The 13,056-nt window shown below is 64.0% G+C and carries 10 protein-coding genes and 1 pseudogene; 8 read left to right on the top strand and 3 right to left on the bottom strand.

Annotated elements, in window-relative coordinates:
- Positions 1 to 62 precede the first annotated feature (62 nt).
- From U0C82_RS00700 to murA, 7 genes and pseudogenes are all read left to right on the top strand, one after another.
- A complete protein-coding gene (locus U0C82_RS00700) occupies positions 63 to 344 on the top strand; it encodes a CopG family ribbon-helix-helix protein (protein WP_322184880.1) in 282 nt (93 codons plus the stop codon).
- 88 nt (positions 345 to 432) lie between these two features.
- Positions 433 to 624: pseudogene (locus U0C82_RS18900) on the top strand (hypothetical protein); the annotation flags it as partial.
- A 219-nt stretch (positions 625 to 843) separates the two neighbouring features.
- Complete coding sequence (gene trpA, locus U0C82_RS00695; RefSeq protein WP_322184878.1) at positions 844 to 1,677, top strand: tryptophan synthase subunit alpha; 834 nt, start codon at positions 844 to 846, stop codon at positions 1,675 to 1,677.
- 58 nt (positions 1,678 to 1,735) lie between these two features.
- Positions 1,736 to 2,680 (top strand): acetyl-CoA carboxylase, carboxyltransferase subunit beta, encoded by a 945-nt coding sequence (accD, locus tag U0C82_RS00690; RefSeq protein WP_322184876.1) that lies wholly within the window; start codon positions 1,736 to 1,738, stop codon positions 2,678 to 2,680.
- A gap of 130 nt (positions 2,681 to 2,810) precedes the next feature.
- Positions 2,811 to 4,145 (top strand): bifunctional folylpolyglutamate synthase/dihydrofolate synthase, encoded by a 1,335-nt coding sequence (locus U0C82_RS00685; protein ID WP_322184874.1) that lies wholly within the window; start codon positions 2,811 to 2,813, stop codon positions 4,143 to 4,145.
- Positions 4,146 to 4,155: 10 nt separating this feature from the next.
- Complete coding sequence (locus tag U0C82_RS00680; protein WP_322184872.1) at positions 4,156 to 4,311, top strand: hypothetical protein; 156 nt, start codon at positions 4,156 to 4,158, stop codon at positions 4,309 to 4,311.
- A gap of 176 nt (positions 4,312 to 4,487) precedes the next feature.
- Positions 4,488 to 5,777, top strand: a complete 1,290-nt coding sequence (gene murA, locus U0C82_RS00675; RefSeq protein ID WP_322184870.1) for a UDP-N-acetylglucosamine 1-carboxyvinyltransferase — start codon at positions 4,488 to 4,490, stop codon at positions 5,775 to 5,777.
- A gap of 113 nt (positions 5,778 to 5,890) precedes the next feature.
- On the opposite strand, the gene U0C82_RS00670 is transcribed toward murA, so the two are convergent.
- Positions 5,891 to 7,909 (bottom strand): putative bifunctional diguanylate cyclase/phosphodiesterase, encoded by a 2,019-nt coding sequence (locus tag U0C82_RS00670; protein WP_322184868.1) that lies wholly within the window; start codon positions 7,907 to 7,909, stop codon positions 5,891 to 5,893.
- A gap of 276 nt (positions 7,910 to 8,185) precedes the next feature.
- Between U0C82_RS00670 and U0C82_RS00665 the strand changes: the two genes are divergently transcribed.
- Entirely contained in the window at positions 8,186 to 9,232 is a 1,047-nt protein-coding gene (locus U0C82_RS00665) for a class I SAM-dependent methyltransferase (protein ID WP_322184866.1), read from the top strand.
- Positions 9,233 to 9,656: 424 nt separating this feature from the next.
- On the opposite strand, the gene msrA is transcribed toward U0C82_RS00665, so the two are convergent.
- Positions 9,657 to 10,271, bottom strand: coding sequence for a peptide-methionine (S)-S-oxide reductase MsrA (msrA, locus tag U0C82_RS00660; protein WP_322184864.1), 615 nt, complete (start codon positions 10,269 to 10,271; stop codon positions 9,657 to 9,659).
- Between the two features lie 495 nt (positions 10,272 to 10,766).
- Complete coding sequence (locus U0C82_RS00655; protein ID WP_322184862.1) at positions 10,767 to 12,449, bottom strand: PRC-barrel domain-containing protein; 1,683 nt, start codon at positions 12,447 to 12,449, stop codon at positions 10,767 to 10,769.
- Positions 12,450 to 13,056: the final 607 nt, after the last annotated feature.

Raw genomic sequence — 13,056 nt, 5'->3', positions numbered from 1 at the left:
CGGGCATGGCGGCATCGCGTCATGCGAGCTGCCGGGCTTCGGTCGCAAGGAAGATGCGTAAGATGGGAACGATCGGTCTCTCCGTTGAAATCGACGGCGCGCTGAATGCCGAGCTCGAGGCTGAAGCGCGACGTTCCAACGAGACCGCCGGCGAAATCGCGCAGAATGCCATAGCCGGCTATCTCGATGGCCGCAGACGCAAGCGCGCGGTGGTGTGCCAGGCGCTTACCGAGGCCGAGGACGGCGTTTTCATCTCGGAAGGCGCCGTCGAAGACTGGATGAACGGTTGGGGCACGCCCGACGCGCGTCCTCGACCCGAACCGGACATGTTCCCTGACCGATGAAGATCGTCTTTCTCGCGAAAGCGGTGGACGATCTCGATTGGTTCAGACGCTCTGACAGCCAGGTTTTCCGGATGGGGCGCACCGGGCGAGAGGTCAGTTTTCGAGGATCCTGAAAATCCTTCGCCGCCACCCTCTTGCGGGGCGTTCGGGCCTGCAGGACACGAAGGACATCCCAATCGGACGCACGCCCTTTCTGCCGATCTACACCGTCAGGAGCAATCGGATCGAGATCCTCCGGGTTTGGGACCAGCGCGCGGAGAGGATCGGGGACGAAGTTTGAGACGTCCCGCATCGGCCATACCGGCCGCGTAAGTGAAAGCCGGATCGCGAGAGAAAACGGGACGGACGAAAGTCTGAAGGGTGATCGGGTCGCCGGAGACCGGATCGCCGCCCGGTTTGCCGCCGGGTCTTTGCACCCCATCGCACGATGGCGTAAAGACGCCCATGATATTCGCCGACCGCGTTGCCCGGCAGCCGCACGAAAACCTGAAAGCAGCCCATGACCACACGTATCGAGGACCGTTTCGCAAAGCTCAGGGACGAGGGGCGTCCCGCACTCGTCAACTTCGTCATGGCCGGCGATCCCGATCACGAGACATCGCTCGCCATCGTCAAGGCGCTGGCTGAGGCGGGCGCCGACATCATCGAACTCGGCATGCCGTTTTCCGATCCGATGGCCGACGGCCCATCGATCCAGAAGGCCGGCCTGAGAGCTCTGAAAGCCGGCGGCAGCCTCCAGAAGACGCTCGATCTCGTGGCGGCGTTCCGCGAAGGCGATCGGGAGACCCCGATCATCCTGATGGGTTATTTTAACCCGATCTACATCTACGGCGTCGATCGCTTCATCGCGGCCGCGCTCGCAGCCGGCGTCGACGGCCTGATCGTCGTCGACCTGCCGCCGGAAATGGATGACGAACTCTGCATTCCGGCGCTCGCAGCGGGCCTCAACTTCATCCGGCTCGCAACCCCGACCACCGACGACAAGCGCCTGCCGGCGGTCCTGAAGAACACGTCGGGCTTCGTCTACTACGTCTCCATCACCGGCATCACCGGGGCGGCCGCGCCCGATGCGGGCAAGGTCGCGAAGGCGGTCGAGCGCATCAAGCGGCACACCGATCTTCCGGTCTGCGTCGGTTTCGGCGTCCGCTCCGCCGAGCAGGCGGCCGAAATCGGCAGAAGCGCCGACGGCGTCGTCGTCGGATCGGCCATCATCGCGGCCATCGAGGCATCGCTCGACGAGGGCCGGGCGAGCGCTGGCACGGTCGATGCGGTGACCGGCATCGTGCGCGAGCTTGCCGACGGCGTTCGCGGGCCAGCGCTTGAGAAGTCCTGAGCCCTGGCCCACATCACGCGTTAAGACCTGCGATCAACGAGCTAGAAGCTAGGCCCTCATGAACTGGATCACCAACTACGTTCGCCCGAAGTTCTCGAGCCTTCTCGGTCCGCGAACCGTGCCCGACAATCTCTGGATCAAATGTCCGGAAACCGGCGAGATGGTGTTCCACAAGGACCTGGAGGCCAACCAGTGGGTCGTGCCGTCGTCCGGGTTCCACATGAAGATCCGGGCGAACGATCGCCTGAAGGCGTTTTTCGATGGCGGTGCATACGAAGCTGTCGATCTTCCGGAAGTGGCGGTCGACCCTCTGAAGTTCAGGGATTCCAAGCGCTACACCGAACGCTTGAAGGAATATCGCGCCAAGACCTCGATGGAGGATGCGGTTCTTGTCGCAAAGGGCGCGATCGAAGGCCTTCCGATCGTCGCGACGGTCCAGGATTTCGCCTTCATGGGCGGATCGCTCGGCATGGCGGCGGGCGAGGCCATCATCAAGGGGTTCGAGACGGCCCTCGCCGAACGCCGTCCGCTGGTCCTGTTCTCCGCCTCCGGGGGTGCCCGCATGCAGGAGGGCATCCTGTCGCTGATGCAGTTGCCGCGCACCACGGCCGCGCTCGGAATGCTGAAGGAGGCGGGGCTTCCCTACGTCGTCGTGTTGACCAATCCGACGGCAGGCGGTGTCTCGGCGTCTTATGCGATGCTCGGCGACGTGCACATTGCCGAGCCCGGCGCGGTGATCGGCTTTGCCGGGGCCCGGGTCATCGAGCAGACGATCCGCGAGAAGCTGCCCGACGGGTTCCAGCGCGCCGAATATCTGCTGGAGCACGGCATGGTCGACATGGTCGTGCACCGCCATGAGATGAAATCCACCATCGCCTCTCTCCTGAAAATCTGGACGAAGACGCCGGTGTCGGCCGGCGCGAGCATGCCGTCACCCGAGCAGGAGCCCGCACCGTCCGGCGACATGACGACGCAGGAGCAAGCCGAAACTCATGCGGCCTGAAGCCCAATCCGGTTCGACGTCGCCCCACATCCGTCTTTCGCAAGGGTCGACAAGAATGCCCATGAGACCGTCTCGCCAGAACCGCGCAAGCGGTTTTGCCTCCGGTCCCTTTCCGTCCTAGGCCGGCGCGATGACCATGACCTCACTGGCCCATGCGGAGATCGACGCGCTTCTGTCGCGCCTGCCGAAGGGATATGATCTCTCGCTCGAGCGGATCCGGACGCTGGTGGCCGGGCTCGGCAACCCGCATTTGAAGCTGCCGCCGACGATCCATGTCGCCGGCACGAACGGCAAGGGATCGACGTCCGCCTTCTGCCGCGCAATTCTCGAAGCGGACGGGACCAGCGTCCATGTCCACACCTCTCCCCACCTCGTCTCCTGGCACGAGCGTTATCGCCTCGGGCGGGCGGACGGGCCGGGCCGTCTGGTTCCCGACGCGGTTCTCGCAGACGCCGTCGCGCGCGCGGCAAAGGCGGTCGGCGACATGCCGATCACCGTGTTCGAGATCCTGACGGCGGTGACGTTTCTTCTGTTTTCCGAGCATCCCGCGGACGCCGCCATCGTCGAGGTGGGGCTTGGCGGCCGCTTCGACGCGACCAATCTCATCGAACGGCCGGCGGTGACCGTGATCACGCCGGTGTCGCTCGATCATCAATCCTATCTTGGCGACAGCGTCGAGCTGATCGCGGCCGAGAAGGCGGGCATCATCAAGCCGGGCGTCCCGCTCGTCATCGGCGCGCAGACCGAACCCGTGGCGACCGAGGTCATCACCCGGATCGCGGCGCGCAACCGCGCGCCCGTCGCCATCTACGGCCAGGATTATTTCGCGTTCGAGGAGCGGGGCCGTCTGGTCTACCAGGACGGGGAAGGGCTGATCGACCTGCCCCTGCCGCGCCTCAGCGGACGCCACCAGATCTCGAACGCGGCGACGGCCATCGCGGCCTTGCGCAAGGGCGGCTTTGCGCCGGGCGACGCGGCGCTCGAAGCCGGGATGACGAGCGTCGAATGGCCCGGCCGGCTGCAGAAGATCACGTCCGGCCCGCTGTTTGCCGCAGTGCCGGACGGCGGCGAGCTCTGGCTCGACGGGGGCCACAATCCCGGTGCGGGCGCTGCGATCTCGGAAGTCTTCGCCAATCTGGAAGACCGTGTCTCGCGTCCCCTGTTCCTGATCTGCGGCATGCTGAACACCAAGGATCCGACCGGCTTCTTCGAAGCGTTCAACGGAATTGCGCGCCGTGTCCTGACCGTGCCGCTGCGGACGACGGATGCGGGGATCGCGCCCCAGGAACTCGCCGAATTCGCGCTCGATACAGGTCTCGATGCCCTGGCGGTCGACACGATCGAGGCTGCGATCCGTACGATATCCAACGATTGGAGCGAACCCCCCGCGCCGCGTTTCCTGATTTGCGGCTCGCTCTATCTCGTCGGGGAGGCTCTCGACACAAGCGGCCTTGCACCGCAGTGAGCGCAGGTCGTTGAGCAAGATCCTGTCTCTGCTTTTCCTGATCCTGATGGTCGCCCATCTCGTGCGGCCTTTCGGTGTGCCAGGCCTCAGGCGACGCGCCGATTTCTGGAAGATCGCGCTCGCCGGCCTTGCGATCTTCAGCCTGGTGATCCTGATCCGTCCCTGAGCCGGCGCCGAGAGCGTCCCGTTCGGGACAAGCGGGCGGCGGCGTTCGCGAGATCCGGTTTGCCATGCGTCGGCAGCGCGGCGATGATCCCGTTTGCCAGCAAAGGTTTGTGATCGCCCGAACGCTGGTGTAGGAACCGCTGGATTTTCTCAATTGCACGACTGGGCACCTCATCGATGGATCGCATTCGAATTCGTGGCGGCAACACGCTGAACGGAACAATTCCGATTTCAGGCGCCAAGAACGCCGCCCTGCCGCTCATGATCGCCTCGCTTCTGACGGACGATCAGTTGACGCTCGAAAACGTGCCGCATCTGGCCGATGTGGAACAGCTGATCCGCATTCTCGGCAATCACGGCGTCGATTACACCGTGGCGGGCAAGCGGGTCGGGCAGAATTCCGGCATGGGGCGGACCATTCATTTCAGCGCCCGCAACATCGTCGACACCCACGCGCCTTATGAGCTCGTCTCCAAGATGCGGGCGAGCTTCTGGGTGATCGGCCCGCTTCTGGCGCGCATGGGGCGGGCCAAGGTCTCGCTCCCGGGCGGCTGCGCCATCGGAACGCGTCCCGTAGACCTCTTCATCGACGGCCTGCGCGCGCTCGGCGCGAACATCGAGATCGAGGGCGGTTACGCCATCGCGGATGCGAAGGCTGGTCTCGTCGGAACACGCTTCGTCTTTCCGAAGGTCTCGGTCGGGGCGACCCACGTTCTGATGATGGCGGCGACGCTCGCTAAGGGCGAAACCGTTCTTGAGAACGCCGCACGCGAGCCGGAAGTGGTCGATCTGGCCAAATGCCTGAAAGCGATGGGCGCGCAGATCGAGGGGGCGGGTACATCGACGATCACGATCACCGGCGTCTCTCAGCTCGCAGGTGCCCGCCACGCGGTTCTTCCCGACCGGATCGAGACCGGAACCTTCGCGATGGCCGTCGCCATGGCCGGCGGCGACGTGACGCTGACCAATACGAGCGCCGAGCTTCTCCAGAACGCGATCGGTGCGCTGCGGCAGGCCGGTGCCGAGGTTACCGAGATGCCCGGCGGCCTGCGCGTCGTGCGCAACGGGGGCGGCATTCAGCCGGTCGACGTGACGACGGATCCCTATCCGGGGTTCCCGACCGATCTGCAGGCGCAGTTCATGGGCCTGATGACCCGGGCCGGCGGAACGTCGCGCATCACCGAGACGATCTTCGAGAACCGCTTCATGCACGTGCAGGAGCTCGCTCGTCTCGGCGCGAGGATCTCGCTTTCCGGCCAGACGGCGACCGTCGAGGGCGTGCCCGTGCTGAAGGGCGCGCCGGTCATGGCGACGGATCTGCGCGCGTCGGTCTCCCTCGTCATCGCCGGGCTCGTCGCCGAGGGCGAAACGGAGGTCAACCGGGTCTATCATCTGGACCGCGGGTTCGAGCGCCTGGAAGAAAAGCTCACGGCCTGCGGCGCCGATATCGTGCGCATTTCCGCCTGAACGAGGCGGTTCAGGGAAAGGGCGCTGCGGCACCCTTTTTCACGTCAAGCCGACGAAGACGCGGGCCGCATGAACCCTGTCGCCGCAAGGTCCAGGCCGAGCGGCCGGAAGTCTCAGCGCGTTTTGGCCCGATCGATCCGCGGCTCTTCGGTCGGCGCGGCCGCATCGATCGCGCCGCTCGCCTCGAGCGCCGCCAGTGACGCTGGCCGATGGAACTGGAAGCCCTGCGCATAGGCGACGTCGTACGTTTTCAGAAGTTCGACCTGTTTTTCCGTCTCGACGCCGGCGATGATGACGTCGTTGCCGCGATGCCGGACCATCCGGATCAGATCCGACAGGATCGTCCGGTCACGCGCATTCATGGTTTCGGCGAGGAACGAGCGGTCGATCTTGATCGAATCGAAATTGCGCGCCTTCAACCATGACAGGCCGGACGAGACGGTGCCGAAATCGTCGAGCCAGATCTTGACGCCGATCTTGCGCAATTCGGCCAGGGCGCCGAGCGCTTCGGGAAACTCTTCGATCGCCTGGCTGCGCCTGATCTCCAGAGCGAGCCGGGCGGGATTGATCTTCAACCGGCCGAGAAGCGCGGCGGTATAGAGCGCAAAGCCCGGCGTCTTCAACTGAACGATCGATATGTTGACGCTGACGATCGGCGCCCTGTCGGCGACAAGCACGTCCCGGCATGCGGTCAGAAGCGCCCAACGGCCGATCGAGACGATCTGGCCGGTGCTTTCCGCGATGGGAATGAAGATGTTCGGCCCGATCGTGCCTCCATCGGGCCGCTCGAGCCGCATCAGTGCCTCGAGGGCGACGGTCCGCCCCGTCCGCAGGTCCACCACGGGCTGGTAGACGAGCGAGACCAGTCCCGTATCGATCGCCTTTTCGAGAAGTGCGGCGATATCCTCGCCGCCATGCTGACGGGAAAGATGGGACGGATCGAAGATTTCGATGCGGTTTCGTCCCTGGTCCTTGGCGCGGTAGAGCGCCCGGTCGGCTTCGTGGATCAGCGCTTCGATCGTATCGCTCTGCGACGAATGACAGACGGCGGCGCCGATGCTGATGGTGACGGCCTTGCGGCCATCGGGCCGCATATCGTGCAGAAGGCCAAGGCGTTCCACCGATGTTCGGATCGTTTCAGCCAGTTCGATCACGGACGGCAGGTCGTCCGTCGGCATGATGAAGATGAACTCCTCGCCGCCGTAGCGACCGGTCGCGCAGTCGCGCGATCGCGCGATCGAACTGAAGACGTCGGCCAGCCGGACGAGGCATTCGTCGCCGTTCTGGTGGCCGTAATGATCGTTGTAAGGCTTGAAGTAATCGACATCGATGAGAAGAATGGCGAAGGATTGTTCGCTCTGCAGCCAGCCCTGCCAGAACCTGGCCAGCTTCTCGTCCGTCGCACGTCGATTGAAGAGACCCGTCAGCGGATCGGTGCGCGACAGCATCAGAAGATCGTTCCCGCGCTTTTCGACCTCGCGCTGCCCGATCTCGGCCTTCAGCGCGTTCAGGAAAACGTAATAGCGCTCCCGGTCGAGCTTCCAGTTGACGTAGGAAACCGCCGCGAAGCAACCGAAATAGAAGATCGCGAAGGCGAGCCCGTAGTTCTCCATCGGCTGGGGAATCCAGTAGACCGAGACGAGGCCGCCCGCCAGGATCGCAAGGCAGGTGCGCAGGGCGATGGGGATGGGAAAATCGAAGAAGAGACTGGCCACCATCATGAACAGCGCGCCGTAGACGAGATAATAGGACAGCGCGAGGACATCGGCGGTCTGCGTCGCGGAAAACAGCCACGCCGCATAGCAGGCGATGATCGCGAGGCCGCAGATATCGTCGATCATGTCGGCCGACGATCTGGACCGGAACATGAACTCGGTCACGGCCAGCGTCAGGGCCCCGAAGGTGAAACGCACGAGCACCGTCAGCACGAAGACGTCGTAGATCAGGAAATAGTCGGCGAGCGCGAAGCCCGTATAGATGATGACGGCAACCCACATGGTGTAGCGGGTCGCGCTGCGGCGAGAGGCTTCACGACGCTCGTCGTAAAGACGAACGAGTTCCCTTCTCCGGCCAGCGTACCAGGGAAGAGCGAGCTCCGCCTGCACGTTCTCGTTTAAAACTGTGTCGCTCACCGGCCGGTTCGTCCACCATCCCTCAAAATTTGCGCTTAACCACGACGGATCGGGATTTGTACGCAAGACAGACAATGCGTCGGAATGATTGAGGAAGCATTTCATCGACCGATGACAAAAACGTTAGGCATGACCCCGATCGAAGGTTTCGGCAAGCTTTCGATAGCTCATGACCTATGGGAATTGATTCAAATTAATGATATTTTGGGATATGCTAAGACAAGGATCGTGAAGCTTGTTATCTTCCGGGGCAGGGCGTCTTAAGGAGAGCACAAGATGAAGCGGGCTGGTTTTGCGTTCGATGGCGAAAGCTTGATAACGCCTGATATGATCGACGAGAATATCGTTCAGACGGAGCCGATCTCGTCGGGCCAGGAGACCGCGATCGCCTTTGCCCATGTGGCCCTCCTTCTCGAAGTGACGCGTCAGCGCCTATCTGTGCCGGGGTCCGAGAGGGCGGCGATCGCCACGCTCTTCAGCGAGCTGCACAAGGCCAGAGCGCGTTTCGCGCCCTCCGTCTGGCGGGACCTCGTTCCGATGATCCAGGGACACCCCGTTGCCGCGATCGTTCACGAAGATCCCTTTACCCATCGCTCGTTCGAAAAGCCGCGCGGCTATTCCGGCGATGCCGGCCTTCTGGATTTCATCTACGAGCATCCGTCGATGGCCGAGGAGATGAACGCGGCGACGGCGCGCGGCAAGGCGATCAACGCCTACACAAACAAAGCTCCGGCAGCTGCGGCGGTGCGCGAGCGACGCCGGATTCTCGCCCGCGAGGTGGATGGGGTCGCGGCCAGGGTCGGCGCGGATACCGAGATCCTCACCATCGCGGCCGGTCACCTGCGGGAAGCCGAACTCTGCGATGCCTATCGAACGGGCGTCCCGAAACGCTGGGTCGCGCTTGACCAGGATCCCATGAGCATCGGCATCATGATGCGGGATCTGGCGCAATCCTGCGTCGAGCCGATCAACGGGTCCGTCCGCGGCATCCTCAAGGGCGAATACACCCTTGGCACGTTCGATTTCGTCTATGCGGCGGGGCTGTACGATTATCTTCCCGAACCGGTGGCCATCAAGCTCACACAGGCGTGTCTGGCCATGCTGAAGCCCGGCGGACGGTTCCTCCTTGCCAACTTCGCGGACGACATCGTCGACGACGGTTTCATGGAGACGATGATGAACTGGTCGCTTCTCCTGCGCAGCGACGCGGACGTGTGGCGCATCGTGAACGCGTCGGTCGACCGCAACGGCGCCGATATCCGTGTCGAACGGGGCGAGAACGGCAACATCATCTACGCCGTCATCGAGAAGCGGAACGGCTGAAGCAACGGAGCGGATGCCGCGTCCGGTCGCCGGATCAACCGGATGCGCATCGCGCGACGTCGCAGCGCCTGTGTCCGTCCTGAAAGCGGATCTGCACTGCAATCGCGATCGCGGTCCGGACGGTCGTTCGGAACATTCCGGGATCGCTTCGCTATCGGCTATGCCGGGGCCCGACCGGATGGTCGCGCCAAAGCGGCCGGCCAGCGCCGGGCGGGCGTGATGCCGGCCCGCCATCGCAATTCGGACGGACGAAAAAGTGCGATCGAAATTCGACCCACAGACCGAGAGGCCGCGTCGTTTCGGAAGAGGGGACCGGGTCGACTTTATGCATCCTGCACCGGTTCAGGTGCAGAATGCTTCAGCTCTCGTTTCGAGCTCACGCATCGGGTCTTGAGAAATCGACTGCGATTTCCGGGCCGATGCGTCAGCTGACGGCGCCCTTGATGCCCTGGAACGCCTTGTCGCCCCACACCCGTTCGACCGTGTCGTTGCGGCCGCAACCACTGCGGTAGAATTTATATTTGACCGGGTTCTTCAAGTAGTAGTCCTGATGATAGCCTTCCGCGTCCCAGAACTTCGGGGCCTTGCGGATTTCGGTCGCGACCGTTCCGAGCTGCTGCTGAACCTCGGCCTTGGTCGCGTTGGCCTTGGCGAGCTGGTCCGCATTCACCGCGAAGATCGCCGACGTGTAGGAATAGCCCCGGTCGCAGAACTGGCCGCCGCCATCGGTCGGATCGATCGAATGCCAGTAGACGTCGAGAAGCGTGTCGTAGGTCACTTTCGAGGGATCGTAGGTGATGCGGACGGCTTCGACATGGCCTGAGTGATCCTGGTAGGTCGGGTTCTCGCTCTTCCCGCCGATATAGCCGGACGTCGTGTCGAGCACGCCGTCGACATGGTCGAAATCGGATTCGACGCACCAGAAGCAGCCGCCGGCGAAAATAGCGGTCTCGGTTTGCTGCGCCTGCGCCGGCGTGATGAACAGAAGGCAGGCGGCACTTGCCGCAGCGGACAGGATCGAAGCGAAGCGTTGGGTCAAAGATCATCTCCAGGATCGGTGGATGGCGCGCGCCGCAGTCTCGAAACGTGAAACGCCGAACAAACGGCGACGGGGTTCGCGGCGCGCTGATAAAGTCTTGTTCGGTCCTTCGAAGGGAAATGTTTCGCCGCGGCTCCGTCAACCGGCAAGTTCGTCACAGCACGCCTATGTGATGCGGCCGAGCAAGGTGCGTGTGGGTCCGCATGCCGGTGCGCCGAACCGGAATGTGCGAGGGATGTGACCGTTCCCGAATCCTTTCATCTCGCAAAGCCATTCGACGCGCGATGATCTAAGATCGGATATGTGTGCGCAGCCGTTCGAATGTTCGAACTGCTTCGTGAAGATCGGGACAATGCAATGCGCATGGTCGGGCGGCGGCATGTCCCGACCGATCGAATCACTTGGCGGCTCGAAGCGGCACGACCTCTGGAACGGAAAATGGGCCCGCCAAGGCGAGCCCATTCCCTGTCGTCAGACCATGACGATCGCAGTGGTTTAGTTGGCCGGCTCGGCCGTGCCGGCTGCCGGCTCGGTGGTTGCCGCCGCGCCGGTTGCCGCCGCGCCGGTCGCCGCGTCCTCCTCGAACTCCGGCGCAGCTTCCAGCTGCTCCGAGGTCAGTGCGGTCTGGACCGCAAGCGATCCGTTCGCGTCACGCATGAACTGCAGATCGTCCAGATTGACCGAGACCGGCTTCGTGCCGATGCCGAGGAAACCACCAACGTCGATGATCACAGCCTCGATGCCGCCCTCGGGGCTGAGAACGATATCGCCCACGTCGCCGACCGAGTCATTCGTCGGACCCACGACCGAGGTACCGATCAGATCGTCGGCCGTGAGGGTGGACGTATCGTCGACCGGCTGCATGTCGGCCTGCGCGTCGGCGGCCATGGTCGTGTCGCCGGTGCTCGTGGCCGCACCGTTTTCGGTCGCGACACCGTCGACCGTCCCGGCGCCCGACGCTGCGGAGGTCGAAGCGTCCGTCTCGGTCATCGCATCGGTCGCATTGTCGGTGGACTGGGCGACTTCATCGCCTGCCTGTTCCATCGAATTTGCTGCGCCCGTTGCCGCGGCGCCTGCAGCCGCGCCGGTCGCGGCAGCGGTGCTCTCGGCACTCATGCCGGACGCCTGCTCACCTTCGGCGGTATCGCTCTCACGGTCTCCCGAGAACGACGGCGCTTCCTCCAGCTGAGCGCGATCGGAGGCGTAGACGACCTGCGGCGTTCCGTCTTCCTGACGATTGAGTGTCAGATTGTCGAACGGAACGGCTACATCCTTCTCGCCGATGCCGAGGAAGCCACCGACGCCGATGACGCCTGCGACGACTTCGCCGGACGACGAGACGACGAGGTTGTTGATCTCCCCGAAGCTCTCTGCGTTATCGCCAGCGCCGGTCGTGACGTCAGCGCCGATGACGTTCTCGGTCAGGTACTGGTCCGGGCCGACCATCGTCGGCGTATCGGACGTGGACGAGGTCTCGGCCGCATCGGTCGTTGCAGCCGGCTCCGTCGCCGGAGCGTCGGTCGCAGCCGTGCCGGTCGCAGCTGTGCCGGACGCCGCCGTATCGGTTGCCGCGCCGCCCGTCGCTGCCGTGCCGGATGCGCCGCCCGCGGCGGGATCCGTCGCTGTCGCCGAACCGCCGGTCGCGGCCATGTCACCGGCGGCCGTTCCGTCGGAGGCCATGCCCTCGGTGGCGGCCTGCTGCTCGCTCGGCAAGGTGAACGCGGGCATCGACGCAAGATCGCTGCCGCCCGACGCCATCGTGGCACGCGGCTCGTTGTCTTCATTCATCGACCAGCTGATCTGATCGAACGGGACCGCAACGGTCTTTGCGGCATCGCCGGACGTCGTGACGATGGCCGCGACGATCTGGCCGTCGGACCCGACGAGATAGTTGTCGATCGTGGCGACGGCCTCGGCGTCCTGCGCATCGCTTGCGTAGAGGGACTGTCCGGTGATGTTCGCCGCGAGATACTGATCGTCGGACAGGCTCTGCAGATAGTCACCGCTTGCCGGTGCATCCATCGATGCCTGCGTATCGGTGCTGGCAGCACCGGATGTGCTGTCCATGTCCTGATTGGCCTCAGGGGCGGCCGGCTCGGTCGGCGCTGCATCCTGAGCATAGGCGCCCGTGGCGAGAACGCCGGCGAGTGCCGTGGTGACGAGAAGCTTGCGTAGCATGGGTGTTATCCTTGTCTGTCGTTTCATAGACAGCGCCGTCGATGCGCGGTGCGCGTCTTCGACGGCGTTGATGGGGGAGAAATGAGGAAGCGGACCGCCCGGTTCCGGTCGCCGGAGTAAATTTCGACCGAACGGGAAATATTCCGTCCGGGCGCGGAGCGTTCAGTCCCGGTTCATCTTCGTAAGTCCCCGCATTCCGCCTCTTTCACTGCAAGGGTTAGGCATTCGCAAGTAGAGGGCCGACGCAAAAAGCGCTTTGGTTCCCACCAAGATGCAAAAAGATGGGGTGGGCCGCTCCGGGACCGTCTCATCCCCGTTGCAAGCTTGTCATCTGCGCTGGCAGGCACTGTTGCGGAAGGCGCCGCCGCGGTGGTTACGGGACGTCCAGGCACGCTCGCGAACCTGCGCGGCGCCGATCCCGGCGACGATCGGACATCCGTCTGCCCGACGCCGCGCGTTTTCGGTCGAAACGCCGTTCGGGCGTGCCGTCGGCGAATATCGCAGCCGGCATGTCGGTCCGCTTTGCGACGAAGCAGAAGCTGTGCGCGCTTCGGGAAGGCGGCCGCCGGAATATTAATTTCGGCCGATTCGGCGCGGCGGCCTCACC

The sequence above is a fragment of the Fulvimarina uroteuthidis genome (assembly GCF_034321785.1).
GTDB lineage: Bacteria > Pseudomonadota > Alphaproteobacteria > Rhizobiales > Rhizobiaceae > Fulvimarina > Fulvimarina uroteuthidis.
Note: the sequence above shows the minus strand (reverse complement) of the source record. Positions and strands in the feature narration are given on the sequence as shown.